This is a genomic window from Blastococcus atacamensis (assembly GCF_002938425.1).
Lineage (GTDB): Bacteria > Actinomycetota > Actinomycetes > Mycobacteriales > Geodermatophilaceae > Blastococcus > Blastococcus atacamensis.
Genome location: NZ_POQU01000027.1, coordinates 24,945 through 39,831, shown reverse-complemented (window position 1 = coordinate 39,831; position 14,887 = coordinate 24,945). Strand labels below are relative to the sequence as shown.

General features: G+C 74.3%; 17 protein-coding genes. 14 read left to right on the top strand and 3 right to left on the bottom strand.

Features of this window, described 5'->3' with window-relative positions:
- Positions 1–77 precede the first annotated feature (77 nt).
- The 5 genes from folB to C5508_RS08840 are packed head-to-tail and all read left to right on the top strand — an operon-like array spanning position 78 to position 2,979.
- Entirely contained in the window at positions 78–440 is a 363-nt protein-coding gene (folB, locus tag C5508_RS08860) for a dihydroneopterin aldolase (RefSeq protein WP_104524579.1), read from the top strand.
- The gene (gene folK, locus C5508_RS08855; RefSeq protein ID WP_104524578.1) at positions 437–943 is read left to right on the top strand and encodes a 2-amino-4-hydroxy-6-hydroxymethyldihydropteridine diphosphokinase; all 507 of its coding nucleotides are present in this window, start codon (positions 437–439) and stop codon (positions 941–943) included. The genes folB and folK overlap by 4 nt, the downstream gene beginning before the upstream one ends.
- 7 nt (positions 944–950) lie before the next feature.
- Positions 951–1,466 carry a DUF3180 domain-containing protein gene (locus C5508_RS08850; RefSeq protein WP_104524577.1) on the top strand — a complete coding sequence of 172 codons (516 nt, stop codon included), beginning with the start codon at positions 951–953 and terminating at the stop codon, positions 1,464–1,466.
- Positions 1,467–1,519: 53 nt separating this feature from the next.
- Positions 1,520–2,443: a helix-turn-helix domain-containing protein gene (locus C5508_RS08845; protein WP_104524576.1), complete on the top strand. Its 924-nt coding sequence runs from the start codon at positions 1,520–1,522 to the stop codon at positions 2,441–2,443.
- The gene (locus C5508_RS08840; protein WP_104524575.1) at positions 2,437–2,979 is read left to right on the top strand and encodes a dihydrofolate reductase family protein; all 543 of its coding nucleotides are present in this window, start codon (positions 2,437–2,439) and stop codon (positions 2,977–2,979) included. The genes C5508_RS08845 and C5508_RS08840 overlap by 7 nt, the downstream gene beginning before the upstream one ends.
- Here C5508_RS08840 and C5508_RS08835 read toward each other — a convergent pair.
- The gene (locus tag C5508_RS08835) at positions 2,976–4,157 is read right to left on the bottom strand and encodes an ABC transporter ATP-binding protein (RefSeq protein ID WP_104524574.1); all 1,182 of its coding nucleotides are present in this window, start codon (positions 4,155–4,157) and stop codon (positions 2,976–2,978) included. The genes C5508_RS08840 and C5508_RS08835 overlap by 4 nt on opposite strands.
- 44 nt (positions 4,158–4,201) lie before the next feature.
- On the opposite strand from C5508_RS08835, the gene C5508_RS08830 reads away from it, so the two are divergent.
- The 3 genes from C5508_RS08830 to C5508_RS08820 all read left to right on the top strand — a co-directional run bounded on the left by C5508_RS08830 (position 4,202) and on the right by C5508_RS08820 (position 6,732).
- Positions 4,202–4,882, top strand: a complete 681-nt coding sequence (locus tag C5508_RS08830; RefSeq protein ID WP_232797016.1) for an ABC transporter permease — start codon at positions 4,202–4,204, stop codon at positions 4,880–4,882.
- On the top strand, positions 4,858–5,607 hold the full coding sequence (locus C5508_RS08825) for an ABC transporter permease (protein WP_232797015.1): 750 nt from the start codon (positions 4,858–4,860) through the stop codon (positions 5,605–5,607). The genes C5508_RS08830 and C5508_RS08825 overlap by 25 nt, the downstream gene beginning before the upstream one ends.
- A 135-nt stretch (positions 5,608–5,742) precedes the next feature.
- Entirely contained in the window at positions 5,743–6,732 is a 990-nt protein-coding gene (locus C5508_RS08820) for a glycine betaine ABC transporter substrate-binding protein (protein WP_104524573.1), read from the top strand.
- Between the two features lie 69 nt (positions 6,733–6,801).
- Here the strand turns inward: C5508_RS08820 and C5508_RS08815 are convergent, their stop codons facing one another.
- The gene (locus C5508_RS08815) at positions 6,802–7,410 is read right to left on the bottom strand and encodes a DUF1684 domain-containing protein (protein ID WP_104524572.1); all 609 of its coding nucleotides are present in this window, start codon (positions 7,408–7,410) and stop codon (positions 6,802–6,804) included.
- Positions 7,411–7,512: 102 nt separating this feature from the next.
- Here C5508_RS08815 and C5508_RS08810 point away from each other — a divergent pair, with 102 nt between their 5' ends.
- The gene (locus C5508_RS08810) at positions 7,513–9,099 is read left to right on the top strand and encodes a DUF6779 domain-containing protein (protein WP_104524571.1); all 1,587 of its coding nucleotides are present in this window, start codon (positions 7,513–7,515) and stop codon (positions 9,097–9,099) included.
- 82 nt (positions 9,100–9,181) lie between these two features.
- Here the strand turns inward: C5508_RS08810 and C5508_RS08805 are convergent, their stop codons facing one another.
- On the bottom strand, positions 9,182–9,934 hold the full coding sequence (locus tag C5508_RS08805) for an SDR family oxidoreductase (protein ID WP_104524570.1): 753 nt from the start codon (positions 9,932–9,934) through the stop codon (positions 9,182–9,184).
- Between the two features lie 280 nt (positions 9,935–10,214).
- Between C5508_RS08805 and C5508_RS08800 the strand changes: the two genes are divergently transcribed.
- From C5508_RS08800 to lysS, 5 genes are read left to right on the top strand one after another with little or no spacing between them, the layout of a single operon-like run.
- The gene (locus C5508_RS08800; protein WP_104524569.1) at positions 10,215–11,159 is read left to right on the top strand and encodes a Rossmann-like and DUF2520 domain-containing protein; all 945 of its coding nucleotides are present in this window, start codon (positions 10,215–10,217) and stop codon (positions 11,157–11,159) included.
- The gene (panC, locus tag C5508_RS08795; RefSeq protein WP_104524568.1) at positions 11,156–12,013 is read left to right on the top strand and encodes a pantoate--beta-alanine ligase; all 858 of its coding nucleotides are present in this window, start codon (positions 11,156–11,158) and stop codon (positions 12,011–12,013) included. The genes C5508_RS08800 and panC overlap by 4 nt, the downstream gene beginning before the upstream one ends.
- Entirely contained in the window at positions 12,010–12,435 is a 426-nt protein-coding gene (gene panD / locus C5508_RS08790; protein ID WP_104524567.1) for an aspartate 1-decarboxylase, read from the top strand. Before panC ends, panD begins: the two co-directional genes overlap by 4 nt.
- A 4-nt stretch (positions 12,436–12,439) precedes the next feature.
- Positions 12,440–13,234: a type III pantothenate kinase gene (locus tag C5508_RS08785; RefSeq protein ID WP_104524566.1), complete on the top strand. Its 795-nt coding sequence runs from the start codon at positions 12,440–12,442 to the stop codon at positions 13,232–13,234.
- A 22-nt stretch (positions 13,235–13,256) separates the two neighbouring features.
- Positions 13,257–14,777 (top strand): lysine--tRNA ligase, encoded by a 1,521-nt coding sequence (gene lysS, locus C5508_RS08780; RefSeq protein WP_232797014.1) that lies wholly within the window; start codon positions 13,257–13,259, stop codon positions 14,775–14,777.
- The last annotated feature ends 110 nt before the right edge of the window (positions 14,778–14,887 follow it).

The following is a 14,887-nucleotide window of genomic DNA, read 5'->3' as shown; positions in this document are numbered from 1 at the left end:
TTGTCTGATGTATTTTTTTTTTTTTATGAATCTTCCACCACCGAGTTCTCAACTATCCTCTTCGTCGGCAGCGTCAGATGGGTAGAAGAGACAGCGTCCGCGGCATCCGTGCGCACGCCCACCACGGCGTCTACGCGTTCGAGCGCGAACGCGGGCAGCTGTTCCTCGTCGACGCCGTGCTCGAGCTCGACACGTCCGCGGCCGCCGCCGGCGACGACCTGGCGCGGACGGTGAACTACGCCGAGCTGGCGCAGAAGCTGCAGCACGTGCTGGCCGGGGAGCCGGTGAACCTGCTGGAGACCCTGGCCCAGCGGCTGGCCGACCTCTGCCTCGCCGACGAGCTGGTCGACGCCGTGGAGATCACCGTGCACAAGCCCGAGGCCGAGCTGGGCGTCCCCTTCGAGGACGTGGCCGTCAGCATCCGCCGAGCGCGCGCATGACCCGCGCCGTCCTGTCGCTGGGCGCCAACCTCGGTGACCGGGCCGCCGCGCTGCGAGCGGCGCTCACCGCCCTCAAGGACGACGGCGTGCTGGTCGCCCGGTCGACGCTGTACGAGACGCCGCCGTGGGGACCGGTGGAGCAGCCGCCGTACCTGAACGCGATCGCCGTCGTGCGTGGCGACGTGGACGCACGCGGCTGGCTGGCACGGGCCCAGGAGCTGGAGCGGGCGGCCGGCCGCACCCGCGAGGTCCGCTGGGGCGCGCGCACCCTCGACGTCGACGTGGTCGCCGTGACCGGGGACGACGGGGAGCCGGTGGTCTCCGACGACCCGGAGCTGACGCTGCCCCACCCCCGGGCGCACGAGCGCGCGTTCGTGCTCGTCCCGTGGGACGTCGTCGAGCCCACCGCCGTGCTCCCGGGCCGCGGCCGGGTCGCCGAGCTGGTCGCCGCCCTCGACCCGGCCGAGGTCGCCGCGGTCGAGCGCTGGGACCACCTGCACTGAGCCGCCCGTGACCCCCGTCCGTCGTCGCGACCTGGTCGCCCTCGCCGCCGGCCTGGCCGTCGCGGCCTGGCTGCTCGTGCGCACCTGGTACGGGGACCTGCCCCCGCTGCGCTGGTGGCAGCCTGCGCCGCTGGGCGTGCTGGCCATCGCCGAGGCCCTGGGTGCCCGCACCCTGCGGTCGCGGCTGACCGCTGAGCGGGAGGCCCGCGCCGGTCGCGGGCCCACGGCGGTCGAGGGCCGGGCGGCCGTGCTGCGCCCGGTGGAGCCGATGCTCGTGGCCCGGCTGGCCGTGCTGGCGCAGGCCAGCGCCTACCTCGGCGCGGTGCTCGCCGGGATCTGGGGCGGCGTGCTGCTGCACGTGGCGCCCGCAGTCGGCCGGCTGGCCGCCGCCGGCAACGACACGGTCGTCGGGGTGATCGGGCTGGCCTGCTCGGCCGCGCTGACGGCGGCCGCGCTGTGGCTGGAGACGGTGTGCCGCGTTCCGCCGAGCCCGCCGGCGGGCGAGGAGCGACCCGTCCGCTGAGCTGCGCAAGATCGGTCGGGCACCTCGGGGCGGCGGCGCACCAGACTGACGGCATGACCGGACGGGACCGCCTGCGCGAGCTCCTCGACGCGGTGCTCGACGAGGACAACCGGACGCTCTCCGACATGGCCGGCGACGCGTACACCTCGCCGTTCCACTTCACCCGGGTGCTCACCCGGGACGCCGGGGAGCCGCCCGTGGCCATGCGACGGCGGGTGATGCTGGAGCGCGCCGCCTGGGAGCTGCGGCAGGGCCGCAGCGTCACCGACGTCGCCTGGGCGGCGGGCTACGAGTCCGTCGAGGGGTTCAGCCGGGCCTTCGCCCGCGCCTTCGGCCGGGCTCCCAGCACGGTCGACGCGACGACCGGCCACTGGCTGCCGGCACCCAACGGCATCCACTTCCACCCGCCCACGTCGCTGTGGGTGCAGAGCACGGAGCACGCCATGAACCCGCTCACCGAGCAACTGGTGGCGCACGGCCTGGACGACGCTCGGCACGTGATCGAGCAGGCGACGGGCCTGACCGACGAGGAGTTCCGCGCGACCCGGCTGCCCGGCCTGGTGGTGCAGCCCTGGGACGGACCCGAGGAGACGGTCCAGGCGGTGCTCGACCACCTGGTGTTCACCGTGGAGGTCTGGCTCGCCTCGATCGAGGGCCGGGACCTGCCCGGGCGCGACGACGATCCCGCCCCCGGCCGGCTGCTGGAGCGGCACGACGCCGCCGCACCGCGCTGGCTGGCGGTCGTCCGTGACGTCGACAGGCGGGGCGGCTGGGACGACCGGCTGATCGACGCGCTGTGCGATCCGCCGGAGAGCTTCGTGCTCAGCAGCGTCGTCGCGCACGTCCTCACGTACTCAGCGCACCGCCGGCAGCTCGTCCGGCAGATGCTCCGCGCCGCGGGCCGGGAGGTCGACACCGGCGACCCCATCGACTGGCTCCGCAGATCCGTCGCCCTACCGGGAGGACCACCGTGCTGACCTACTACACCGCCACGACGCTCGACGGCTTCCTCGCCGACCCCGAGGACTCGCTCGACTGGTTGCTCCGCCAGCCGCACGACGAGGACGGCCCGTTCGGGTTCGACGCCTTCATGGCCGGCGTCGGGGCGGTCGTCATGGGCTCGACCACCTACGAGTGGGTGCTCGCCCACGAAGGCGGGAACTGGCCCTACTCCCTGCCGGCGTGGGTGATGACCAGCCGGAACCCAGCCCTGGTCGACGGCGCGGACATCCGGTTCGCCTCCGGGGACGTGCGCCCGGTGCACGCGGCGATGACCGCCGCGGCGGGCGGCAGGCGTCTGTGGCTGGTGGGCGGGGGAGACCTCGCCGGGCAGTTCGCCGAGGCCGGGCTCCTGGACGAGGTCGTCGTCTCCATCGCGCCGGTGACCCTCGGCGCGGGGCGGCCCCTGCTGCCGCGCAGGCTGGACCTCCAGCTGGTGGAGGCGGGCGTCAACGGTGCCTTCGTCGGCGCCCGTTACCGCGTCACCGGGCCGCTGCTGGAGGACCGCTCCTAGCAGCGCGCCGCGCCGGCCGTCTCGGGCACCGTGCCCTCGACCGAGCGGCGGAGGGCGGCGTGCAGCGACTCGGGGGTCAGCACCCCGAGGAAGTGGTCGCCGTCCAGGACGGCGACCCAGCCGGCCTCCAGCTGCAGCATCTGCGCGAACGCGGTCTTGAGCGTCGCCCCGGCCGGCACCCAGGCCTCCATCCGACGGCAGACGTCGCGCACCGTGCCGCTGCCGGAGGCGCGCTCCACCGACAGCCAGCCGTGCAGGTGCTCCCGGTCGTCGAGGACGACGGCCCAGCGGGCGCCGGTGCGGACCAGGGCGGCGCGCGCCTCGGTCAGCGGGTCGTCGACGCGGACCACCGGGGGGTGCTCGAGGTCGGCGACGTCGATCCCCGTGACGGCCAGCCGCTTGAGCCCCCGGTCGGCTCCGACGAAGTCGGCCACGAGCTCGTTGGCCGGCCGGCCCAGCAGTTCCGCGGGCGGCGCGTACTGCTCCACCCGTCCGCCGCTGCTCATCACCGCGATGCGGTCGCCGATGCGCACGGCCTCCTCGATGTCGTGGGTGACGAACACGATGGTCTTGCGCACGGTCTCCTGCAGCCGCAGGAACTCGGTCTGCAGCCGCTCGCGGACCACCGGGTCGACGGCGGAGAACGGCTCGTCCATCAGCAGCACCGGCGGGTCCGCGGCCAGAGCCCGCGCGACGCCGGCGCGCTGCCGCTGCCCACCGGAGAGCTGGTGGGGGTAGCGGTCGGCGTGGACGGCGGGGTCCAGGCCCACGAGCCCGAGCAGCTCCTGCACCCGCTCCCGGGTACGCGCCCGGTCCCAACCGAGCAGCCGCGGCACCGTGCCGATGTTGGCCCGGATCGTCTGGTGGGGGAAGAGCCCGACGTTCTGGATCACGTAGCCGATCCGGCGGCGCAGCAGCACGGGGTCCACTCCGGTGACGTCCTCGCCGCCGAGCAGGATCCGGCCGGTCGTCGGCTCGATGATCCGGTTGATCATCTTCATCGTGGTCGTCTTGCCGCAACCCGACGGGCCCACCAGCACGGTCAGCTCGCCCGCGGTGAAGGTCAGGTCGAGCTCCGCGACGCCCACGGTCCCGTCGGCGAAGACCTTGCCGACCCCCTCGAGCCGGATCTCCTCGGCGCGGGCTGCGGACGGGCCGGGGGGAGCAGTAGCGTCCACGAGGTGGCCTTCCTGGTACCCGCCCCGTGCTGAGGGCGGCGAGCGTGGAGCTGCTCGCGGTCGATGCGGCGCCGAACCCCTGGTTCGACCCGTCCTACGTGACGTCCAACTGGGACACCATCATGGGCCACCTCGGTGAGCACGTCAGGCTCACGGTCGGCGCCGTCGTCCTCGGTTCGCTGCTGGCACTGCCCCTGGCGGTGCTGGCCCGACGCAGCCGCTGGCTCGCGGGACCGGTTCTCGGCCTGTCCACCCTCGTCTACACGATCCCGTCGCTGGCGATGTTCGCCTTCGTCGCACCGATCACCGGTCTCACGACCACGACGGTCCTGATCGGCCTGGTGCTCTATTCGCTGGTCGTCCTGGTGCGCAACTTCCTGGCCGGTCTCCAGGCCGTCCCCGCGGACGTGCGCGAGGCCGCCCGCGGGATGGGGTACGGATCCGGGCGGCTGTTCTGGCAGGTCGAGCTGCCGCTGGCGGTGCCGGCCTTCATGGCCGGCCTGCGGATCGCCACCGTCTCCACCGTCGCGCTGGTCACGGTGGGGGTGATCGTCGGGCACGGCGGTCTCGGCCAGCTCATCACCGGAGGGTTCAACGCGAACTTCTACCGGGCGCCGATCGTCACCGGGGCGCTGGGGTGCGTGCTGCTCGCGCTGCTCGCCGACCTCCTCCTGGCCGGCGCGGAGCGGCTGCTCACGCCGTGGACGAGACGGGCCGCGACGTGAACCGGTTCGAGGAGGCCTACCGCTACCTCAACGATCCGTTCAACTGGACACGTCCCGGCGGGATCGCCGACCTGCTCGTCGAGCACCTGCGGATCTCCGCGGTCGCGGTGCTCGTGGCCATGCTCGTCGCCCTGCCGGTCGGAGCGGTGCTCGGCCACACCGGTCGGGGCGGCGGGTTCACCGTGGCCCTGTCCAACGTCTCGCGGGCCGTGCCCACCCTCGCGCTGCTCACCCTCTTCGCGGTCAGCCCGATCGGCTTCGGCCCGACCGCGACCACGATCGCCCTCGCGGTGTTCGCCGTCCCGCCGATCCTCACCAACACCTACGTCGGCTTCCGGTCGGTCGACCGCGACGTCGTCGAGGCGTCCCGGGCGATGGGCATGCAGGGCCGCCAGGTCCTGCTGCGCGCCGAGCTGCCGCTGGCCGCGCCGCTGGTCATGACCGGCGTCCGCACCGCGGCCGTGCAGGTGGTGGCGACGGCGACGCTGGCGGCCCTGGTCGCCGGCGGCGGGCTGGGGCGGATCATCACCCTGGGCTTCGCCCAGCAGAACGACGGGACCGTGATCGCCGGCGCCGTCCTGGTCGCCGTGCTGGCCGTGCTGACCGAGCTGCTCCTGGTGGCCGTCACCTGGGCGGTCGTGCCGGGCGAGAAGCGGCTGCCGTTCCTGCGCGCCCGGCGCGCCGATCCGGTGCCGGAACCCACGTCGAGCGGCGTCCCGCTCTGAGGTGAGGTCACGGATCGCTAACAGCCCACCCGACCGATTGCGCACGACCGACCTGCGGCGTTCCATGGTCGGGCGGGGTCCACCCGCCAGACACGCGTGGTCGAGCAGCGACCACGGGACACAGAAGGCGGGGCCATGCGCACGCGTATCCGGTACATCGTTCCTCTCGCACTGGTCGCCCTGACGACGGCCGCGTGCGGCGAGTCGGGCTCCTCCGGCACCGGCGGGGGAGCGGACACCACGCAGGCCTCCGGGAACGCCTGCGCGCCCGTCCCCGGCGACCAGCTGGTCGTCCTCGAGGACGACCAGGGGCTGCAGAACGCCGACAACCTCATCCCGGCGGTCAACGCCGCGGCCGCCGAGGCCAACCCCGCGCTCGTGCCGGCGCTGGACGCGGTGTCGGAGGCGCTGACCCTCGAAGCGCTGGGCAACCTGAACGTCGCCGTCGACGTGGAGCGGCAGAGCCCCGAGGACGCCGCCGCCGCCTGGGTCGAGGAGAACGTCGACACCGGCGGCCTGGAGCAGGGCAGCGGGGAGATCGTCGTCGGCGGCGGCAACTTCTCCGAGCCGACGATCCTGGCCAACATCTACGCCGACGTGCTGGAGGCGGCCGGGTTCTCCGCGACGGTGCAGCCCACCGGCAACCGCGAGCTCTACCTGCCCGCCCTGCAGCGCGGTGAGATCCAGGTGCACCCGGAGTACCTCGCGACGGTCACCGAGTTCCTCGAGGGCGACGAGGCGACCCAGGTGGCGTCCAGCGACGTCGACGAGACGGTCGCAGCGCTCACGCCGCTGGCCGAGGAGGCCGGGCTGGTCTTCGGCGAGCCCTCCGACGCCGCCAACCAGAACGCATTCGCCGTCACCCGGGAGTTCGCCGACGACCTGGGGGTCACCACGCTGTCGGAGCTGGCCGACGCCTGCGGTGACGGATCGCTCGTGCTCGGCGGTCCGGGTGAGTGCCCGACCCGGCCGTTCTGCCAGCCCGGCCTGGAGGACACCTACGGCCTCGACTTCGCGGGCTTCCAGGAGTTCGACGCCGGTGGCCCGCTGACCAAGGCGGCGATCCAGCAGGGCGAGGTGTCCATCGGTCTGGTGTTCACCACCGACGGTTCGGTCGCCCAGTAGAAGGACCGCCCTTCCCCCCACGCCTCGCACACTCGGCGCGGGCCCCTGAAGGGCGGCCGTTCCAGCGGGTCACGCGTACCAGCCGCCGGGGGGCAGCTGCTCCCCGGCGGTGACCGGCGTCTGCACCCGGTTGCCCTCCGGGGCCAGGGGGCAGGACCACCGCGGGTCGTAGGCGCAGGACGGGTGGTAGGCGAAGTTCAGGTCGACCACCAGCCGGCCGTCGGCCCCACCGAGGTCGGCGCCCTTGACGGTGTCCAGCAGGTAGCGGCCGCCGCCGTAGGTGGTGTCGCCCGCGGTGCCGTCCCGCAGCGGCAGGAAGACGCCGCCGCCGTAGAGCGCCACCCACCAGACGTCCAGCCGTCCCACGCCGGGGAGCTCGACGGCGCCGATCCGCTCGAGCGGCACGACGCCGTCGGCCGCCGTGGGCACCTCCCGCCGCAGCGGCTCCGCGGCTCCCAGGGCCGGCTCGAACCGGAATGCCGGGTCGTAGGGGGCCACCGGCAGCCCGGTGAAGCCGGCGCGGGCGTCGGCGTCCAGGGGCGACTGCGGATGGCCGGCGAACAGCTCGTCGCGGCCGTCCCGCCACCGCTGCCAGCCCTGCTCGGGGTCGGCGGAGTTCCGGACGGCGGCGTGCAGCGCGGCGACTCGGCGCCGCCAGTCCAGCAGGGTCAGGCTCACCGGGTCACTGTCCCACCCGGGACGGCGCTCATCCGACGGCGGCAACCGTGGGCACGGGCGCGGATGCTCCCCGTGAACGCCACTCGTCGCTACGCTGGACCCATGCCCCGCCGCGAGGACGACGACGTCGCCCGTGGCCCCGTCCTCCCCGACAGCCGCGTCCTCGTGCAGATCGGCGGCTTCGCGCTCGCCGCCGCCGCCACGCTGGTCGTGTTCCTGACCAGCAACCCGCAGCTGCTGCGACTGGCGGTCGTGGCCGTGGCCTGGGCGTTCGTCCTCGCCACGTTCGCGGCCGGTCGCCGCGGCACCGACCGGGTCCGCGCCGCCGCCCGCGAGGCGGACCTGCGCCGGGCCTACGAGGCGGAGCTCGACCGCGAGGTCGTCGCCCGCCGCGAGTACGAGCTGGAGCTGGAGAACGAGCTGCGCCGCGAGGCCGAGGACTTCATGCGCGAGGAGCTCGACGCGCTGCGGGGGGAGATCGCCTCGCTGTCGGGCCTGCGCGACGAGATCGCCCGGGTGGCGGCCCTGCGCGACGACGTCGCCCGGGTGTCCGCACTGCGCGGTGAGATCGCCTCGCTGTCGGGCCTGCGCGACGAGATCGCCCGGGTGGCCGCCCTGCGCGATGACGTCGCCGAGCTGACCGCGCTGCGGGGCGACCTCGGGCAGATCGGCGCGTTGCGCGAGGACATGGGCCGGCTGCGCCTGGAGCTCTCCGAGCAGCTGTCCAGCGAGATGCTGGTCGAGCGGATCGTCATGCGCACCCAGGCCGGCCGGTTGCCGGGGGAGGCGTCCCGCATCGACGGGCCGTCGCGCACTCTGGACGGCGCGGGGTGGAGCGACGAGTCGCCGCCGCGGGAGCTGACCGGGGGATGGCCGGCGATCCGGCTGGACGAGCCACCGAGGACCCAGCAGTTCGAGCAGGTGCGGGGTGGCCCGTCGTGGACCTCCTCGCCCTACCAGGCGGCACCGCCGACGACCGCGTTCCCGGTCGTCCCCCCGGAGGCCGCGGCGCCTCCGCGGCCCTCGGTGCCCCCGGCCCCGCCGACGGTGGTGCCCCTCGGACCGCTGGTTCCGGGGCGGTCCGAGCCGACGGCGTACGAGCCGTTGCCGAGCTACCTCTCCGACGCCCGCTACGCCTCCGAGCCGCCCGAGCCCGTGCGCCCGCCGGTCCGGGAGGTCCCCCCGGCGTTCGACCGGCACCCTCGGGCCGCCGCCCACGAGTCCGACCCCTACCTGGGCTCCTCGCGGTCCCCGGTCGCGGACCAGCCGCCCGCCCCGCCGCACACGGTGGCCTCGCCGGTCGTCACGTCGTCCCCGGTGATGCCGCCCGCGCCGCCTGAGCGACCGCAGACGCCGATGGACTGGCTGGCCGCCCGGTCGCTGCTCGACCCGCCTCCGGCGCCGTCCGCCCCGGAGGACGCCCTCCGCCGCCGGCGCACCGACGAGCCGCCCGCCTGGTCGCCCGCTCCGGAGTTCGCGCCCACCACCGAGCACCCGGCCGCCGCACCCGCCTGGTCCGCGCCGTCGGCACCGCCGGCTCCGCCAACCGGGCCCGACACCTCCGACGACCTGGCGCGGATCCTGGCCGAGAACGGGGTCACCCCGCCGTCGGGCGGCCGGCGGCGTCGCCGCTACCGCGAGGACGGCGACTCCGACGACGTCCTCGCCCGGGTGCTGGGCCGCGACTAGTAGAAGGACCCCCTCGCCCCCCACCGCTCGCAGGCTCGCGGCGGGACCCTGCGAGAGGGCCGCACGGCTCGGTGGCCCTTTCTCAGCGGGGTCCGCGCGAGAGCCCGCCGCCGTCGATGACCAGCGTCTGGCCGGTGACCCAGCCGGCGCCCTCGCCGAGCAGGTAGGCCGCCGCCTCGCCGATGTCCTCCGGTGTCCCGAGCCGGGCCATCGGGTACGCCTGCGCCGCCTCGGCCTCCCGGCCCTCGAACAGCGCGCCGGCGAACCGCGTCTTCACCACGGCCGGGGCGACGGCGTTCACCCGCACCGTGGGTGCGAGCTCCACGGCCAGCTGAGTGGTCAGGTTGATCAGCGCGGCCTTGCTCACGCCGTAGGCGCCGATCTCCTGCGAGGAGCGCAGCCCGGCCACCGAGGCGACGAACAGCACCGACCCGCCGTGCTCGGACATCCAGGCCCGCCACGCCTCCTGCACCAGCCCCAGCGCGGACACGACATTGGTGTCCAGGATCTTGCGGAAGGCGTCGAGCTGCAGGTCCATCAGGGGCCCGTAGGCCGGGTTGATGCCGACGTTGCCGACCAGGACGTCGAGGCTGCCGAAGGTGTCGACGGCGGTGCGGACCGCCTCGGCGCGGTGCGCGGGGTCACCGGCGTTCCCCGGGACGGCGACGGCTACCTCGGGGCCGCCCAGCTCGGTGACCGCCTCGGCCAGCGCGTCGGGCTTCCGGGCGGTCAGGACCACCCGCGCCCCGCGGTCCACCAGGCTCCTGGCGATGCCCAGCCCGATGCCCCGGCTGCCGCCGGTGACCAGGGCGGTGCGTCCCTCGAACGTGCGCACGGTGCCTCCTTCGTCGGTGTGCCGGGGGTCACGGTAGGTCGGGGACCGCCCGTCGCGTCGCGCGGGTGAGCGGCACACGGGTGAGCTAGGGCACAGCCCCCAGGCGTTGCGCGCTGCCCGGAGCGGTTCCACACTCGCGGGCGGCACGTCGCCCGCGTGACACATCCGGTTGCAGTGGGCGCCGTCCGACGCACGACCCGCACGACAGCAACGCGGCCACCGACCCCGGTGGCCGACCGACGTCCGGTACCCGCACGGGACTGGAACGAGAGGTGCACCGATGCCTACTGCACGCAGGACCCGAGCCGCCGGGCTCTTTCCCGCGTCCGAAGCACCCGCGCGCCTGCGCGTCGGGGTCATCGGCGCCGGCCGCGTCGGCGCCGTCCTCGGTGCCGCTCTCGCCGCCGCCGGTCACGACGTGGTCGCCGCCTCGGGCCTCTCCGCCGCCTCCGCCGAGCGCGCCGCCCGACTGCTGCCCGGCGTCCCGCTGGTCCCCGCCGACGCCGTCGTCGCCGCCTCTGACCTGATCGTCCTCGCCGTTCCCGACGACACGCTCGCCGGCCTGGTCTCCGGGCTGGCCGAGACCGGTGCCTGGCGTGCCGGCCAGCTGGCCTTCCACACCTCCGGCGCGCACGGCCTGGCCGTCCTCGCCCCCGCCGCGGAGTCCGGGGTGCTCGCCCTCGCCCTCCACCCGGCCATGACGTTCTCCGGTGCCCCCGAGGACGCCGACCGGCTCGACGGCGCCCCGTTCGGCGTCACCAGCCGCCCCGAGCACCGGCCGGTCGCCGAGACCCTGGTGCTGGAGATGGGCGGCGAGCCGTTCTTCGTCGCCGAGGCCGACCGCGGGCTGTACCACGCGGCGCTGGTCACCGGTGCCAACCACCTGGTCACCCTGGTGGCCGAGGCGGCCGACCTCCTCCGCACCGCCGGCGTCGCCGAGCCCGCCCGCGTGCTCGCCCCGCTGCTCACCGCGGCTCTGGACAACGGCCTCCGCCGCGGGGATCGCGGGCTCACCGGACCGGTCAGCCGCGGCGACGTCGGCACCGTCGGGGCCCACCTCGACACCTTGGCGGAACGGGCGCCCGAGGCGGTCGCCGCCTACGTGGCGATGGCCCGGCGCACCACGGAGCGGGCACTGGTCGCCGGCCGGCTCAAGCGGCACGAGGGTGCCCCGCTGCTGGACCTGCTGAGCTCCTCACCCAGTCAGCCGGCGGACCGGCCATGACGGCCCTGGGCACGCGTCCCGCCGTCGCCGAGAGGGTCGCGGACCTGCGGGCGCTCCTCGCGGAGCTGCCCGGCCCGGTCGCGCTGGTCCCCACGATGGGCGCCCTGCACGAGGGGCACCGGACGCTGGTCCGGGCCGCCCGGGAGCGCGCGGGGAGCGTCGTCGTCTCGGTCTTCGTGAACCCGACGCAGTTCGGCCCCGGCGAGGACTTCGACCGCTACCCCCGCACCTGGGACGCCGACCTGGCCGCGCTGGCCGAGGAGGGCGCCGACGTCGTCTTCCACCCGCCGGTCGAGGAGATCTACCCGGGCGGGGCGCTGGGGGTCACGGTGGACCCCGGCCCGCTCGGCGCGGTTCTCGAGGGTGCGGTGCGGCCCGGCCACTTCGCCGGCGTGCTCACCGTCGTCGCGAAGCTGTTCGGGCTCGTCCGGCCCGAGCTGGCCTTCTTCGGCGAGAAGGACTACCAGCAGCTGACCCTCGTCCGGGGCATGGCCCGTGAGCTCGCACTGGGCGTGGAGGTCGTCGGCGTGCCCACCGTCCGCGAGGACGACGGCATGGCGCTGTCCAGCCGCAACCGGTACCTCTCGCCGGAGCAGCGGGCCACTGCGGCCGCCGTCTCCGCCGCGCTGCGCGCCGGGGCGGCCGCCGGAGCGCAGGGGTTCGGCGCGGTCCTCGCCGCCGCGCGTGCCGTGCTGGACCGCCACCCCGAACTGGTCCAGGACTACCTCGAACTCACCGATACCGACCTCGGGCCGGTGCCGGCCACCGGTCCCGCCCGCCTGCTCGTCGCCGTCCGCGCCGGCAGCACCCGACTCCTCGACAACACCGCAGTCCAGCTGGGAGACCCCCGATGATGCGCACGATGCTCAAGTCCAAGATCCACCGCGCCACGGTGACCCAGGCCGACCTGCACTACGTCGGCTCGGTGACGGTCGACGAGGACCTCCTCGACGCCGCCGACCTGATCCCGGGCGAGCAGGTCGCCATCGTCGACATCACCAACGGGGCCCGGCTGGAGACCTACGTGATCCCCGGTGAGCGGGGCAGCGGGGTCATCGGCATCAACGGCGCGGCCGCGCACCTGGTGCACCCCGGCGACATGGTCATCCTCATCAGCTACGGCGTGATGGACGAGACCGAGGCCAAGAGCTACATCCCGCGGGTCGTGCACGTCGACGGCGCCAACCGCGTCGTCGAGCTGGGCGGGGACCCCTCGGCCCCCGTCCCCGGCGCTCCCGACCAGCAGCGCAGCGACCTCGGCGTCCCGATCCGGTGACCCGGTGCTGCTGACCGTCGACGTCGGCAACAGCCAGACCGTCCTCGCCACCTTCGACGGCGACCGGCGGGTGGGCTCCTGGCGGGTGACCACCGCGGCCCGGGCCACCGCCGACGAGCTCCGCATGGTCTGGCGGGGCCTGCTCCGCGACACCGAGGTCACCGGCGTCGCGGCCTGCTCGACCGTGCCGGCGCTGCTGCCCTCCCTGCGCCAGCTGCTGGACTCCCTCGAGGTGCCGGTCGTGCTGATCGGGCCGGGGGTGCGCACCGGCGTCCCGCTGCACGTCGACAACCCGCGCGAGGTGGGCGCCGACCGGGTCGTCACGGCCCTCGCCGCCCACGAGCTGTTCGGCCGCGACGCCGTCGGGCGCGGCCGGCCGGTGGTCGTCGTCGACTTCGGCACCTCCACCAACGTCGACGCCGTCGGTCCCGACGGGCAGTTCCTCGGCGGCGCGCTGGCGCCCGGCGTCGAGGTCAGCCTGGACGCGCTGGCCAGCCGGGCCGCGCAGCTGCGCTCGGTCGAGCTGACCTGTCCGCCGCAGGCGATCGGCAAGAACACCGTGGCCGCGCTGCAGTCGGGGCTGGTGCTCGGGTTCGCCGGTCTCGTCGACGGGCTGGTCACCCGGATCGCCGCGGAGCTGGTCGCCCAGTTCGGCACCGCGCCGGTCGTCGTGGCGACCGGTGGGCTCGCCCCCGTGGTGGTCGACAGCTGCGCGTCGATCGGCTCGCGGGAGCCCGACCTGACCGTGCACGGGCTGCGGCTGGCCTTCGCCCGGCATCGGGCGCAAGCCGCCCGCTGAGCCGCCCGTACGCTTTCCCCCCGTGAGCGAAGGACCGAACGGCCCCGGCAACGGCGACGACGGCAGCGAGGAGCTGCCCGAGCAGATGCGTGTGCGCCGCGCGAAGCTCGACCGGCTGCGCGACGCCGGCGTCGACCCCTACCCCGTCTCGGTGCCGCGGACGACGACGCTGACCGCCGTCCGGGCCGCCCACCCGGAGCTGGAGCCCGACACGATGACCGGGCAGCGGGTCGGGGTGACCGGCCGGGTCATCTTCTCCCGCAACACCGGCAAGCTCGCCTTCGCGACGCTGCGCGAGGGCGACGCCGAGCTGCAGGTGATGCTGTCCCGCGACCGCGTCGGCGAGGACGCGCTGGCGGCCTGGAAGGCCGACGTCGACCTCGGTGACCACGTCTTCGTCGAGGGGGAGGTGGGGACGTCGCGTCGCGGCGAGCTGTCGGTCTTCGCGGACTCCTGGCAGCTCACCGCCAAGTCGCTTCGCCCGTTGCCGGTCGCGCACAAGCCGATGAGCGAGGAGCTGCGGGTCCGCCGGCGCTACGTCGACCTCATCGTCCGGGACGAGGCGCGCAGGACCGTGCGCCAGCGGGCCACCGTGATGTCGACGCTGCGGGCCGGGCTCGGTGGGCGCGACTTCATCGAGGTCGAGACGCCGATGCTGCAGAACGTGCACGGAGGTGCCGCGGCGCGGCCGTTCCGCACGCACATGAACGCCTTCGATCTCGACCTCTACCTGCGCATCGCCCCCGAGTTGTTCCTCAAGCGGTGCATCGTCGGCGGGCTGGACCGGGTCTTCGAGATCAACCGGAACTTCCGGAACGAGGGCGCGGACAGCTCGCACTCGCCGGAGTTCGCGATGCTGGAGTTCTACGCGGCCTACGCCGATTACCAGGACGTCGCGACCATCACCCGCGAACTGGTGCAGGAGAGCTGTGCGGCGCTGTTCGGCGACCACGTCGCCCGGCACCACGACGGCACCGAGGTGGACCTCTCGGGGGAGTGGCGCCAGGTGAAGCTCTTCGACCTGGTCAGCGAGGCGGTGGGGGAGACGGTGACCCCGCAGACGCCGATCGAGCAGCTGCGCGCCCTGGCCGCACGCCACGAGATCGGCATCGACCCCGCCTGGATCCACGGCAAGGTCGTCGAGGAGATCTTCGAGGCCCTCGTCCAGCCGTCGCTGCAGGACCCCACGTTCGTCATGGACTACCCCGTGGACACCTCGCCGCTGACGCGCGCGCACCGCTCCGAGCCGGGCGTGGCCGAGAAGTGGGACCTCTACATCGGGGGGATCGAGCGGGGCACCGGCTACTCGGAGCTCGTCGACCCGGTGGTCCAGCGCGAGCGGTTCACCCAGCAGGCGCTGCTGGCCGCGGCCGGCGACCCCGAGGCCATGGCGCTGGACGAGGACTTCCTCGAGGCGCTGGAGTACGGAATGCCGCCCACGGGCGGCGTCGGTATGGGCATGGACCGCTTGATGATGACCCTCACCGGTCTGGGAATCCGCGAGACCATCCTGTTTCCGCTGGTGAGACCAATTAGTACCTGATCGGCGACCGCTTCGGTCATCACAAAAGGGCAGATGTCGCAGGGGTGCAATGTCTCTAATGGAAGAGGCTTGTGCTTTAATCGATTCGCACCCGCGGGGTGTGAATTATC

What these genes read in the sequence shown, in the direction of transcription:
- folB (WP_104524579.1), top strand. Translation starts at nt 78, where the DNA reads ATGGGTAGAAGAGACAGCGTCCGCGGCATCCGTGCGCACGCCCACCAC.
- folK (WP_104524578.1), top strand. Translation starts at nt 437, where the DNA reads ATGACCCGCGCCGTCCTGTCGCTGGGCGCCAACCTCGGTGACCGGGCC.
- C5508_RS08845 (WP_104524576.1), top strand. Translation starts at nt 1,520, where the DNA reads ATGACCGGACGGGACCGCCTGCGCGAGCTCCTCGACGCGGTGCTCGAC.
- C5508_RS08820 (WP_104524573.1), top strand. Translation starts at nt 5,743, where the DNA reads ATGCGCACGCGTATCCGGTACATCGTTCCTCTCGCACTGGTCGCCCTG.
- C5508_RS08810 (WP_104524571.1), top strand. Translation starts at nt 7,513, where the DNA reads ATGCCCCGCCGCGAGGACGACGACGTCGCCCGTGGCCCCGTCCTCCCC.
- C5508_RS08800 (WP_104524569.1), top strand. Translation starts at nt 10,215, where the DNA reads ATGCCTACTGCACGCAGGACCCGAGCCGCCGGGCTCTTTCCCGCGTCC.
- panC (WP_104524568.1), top strand. Translation starts at nt 11,156, where the DNA reads ATGACGGCCCTGGGCACGCGTCCCGCCGTCGCCGAGAGGGTCGCGGAC.
- panD (WP_104524567.1), top strand. Translation starts at nt 12,010, where the DNA reads ATGATGCGCACGATGCTCAAGTCCAAGATCCACCGCGCCACGGTGACC.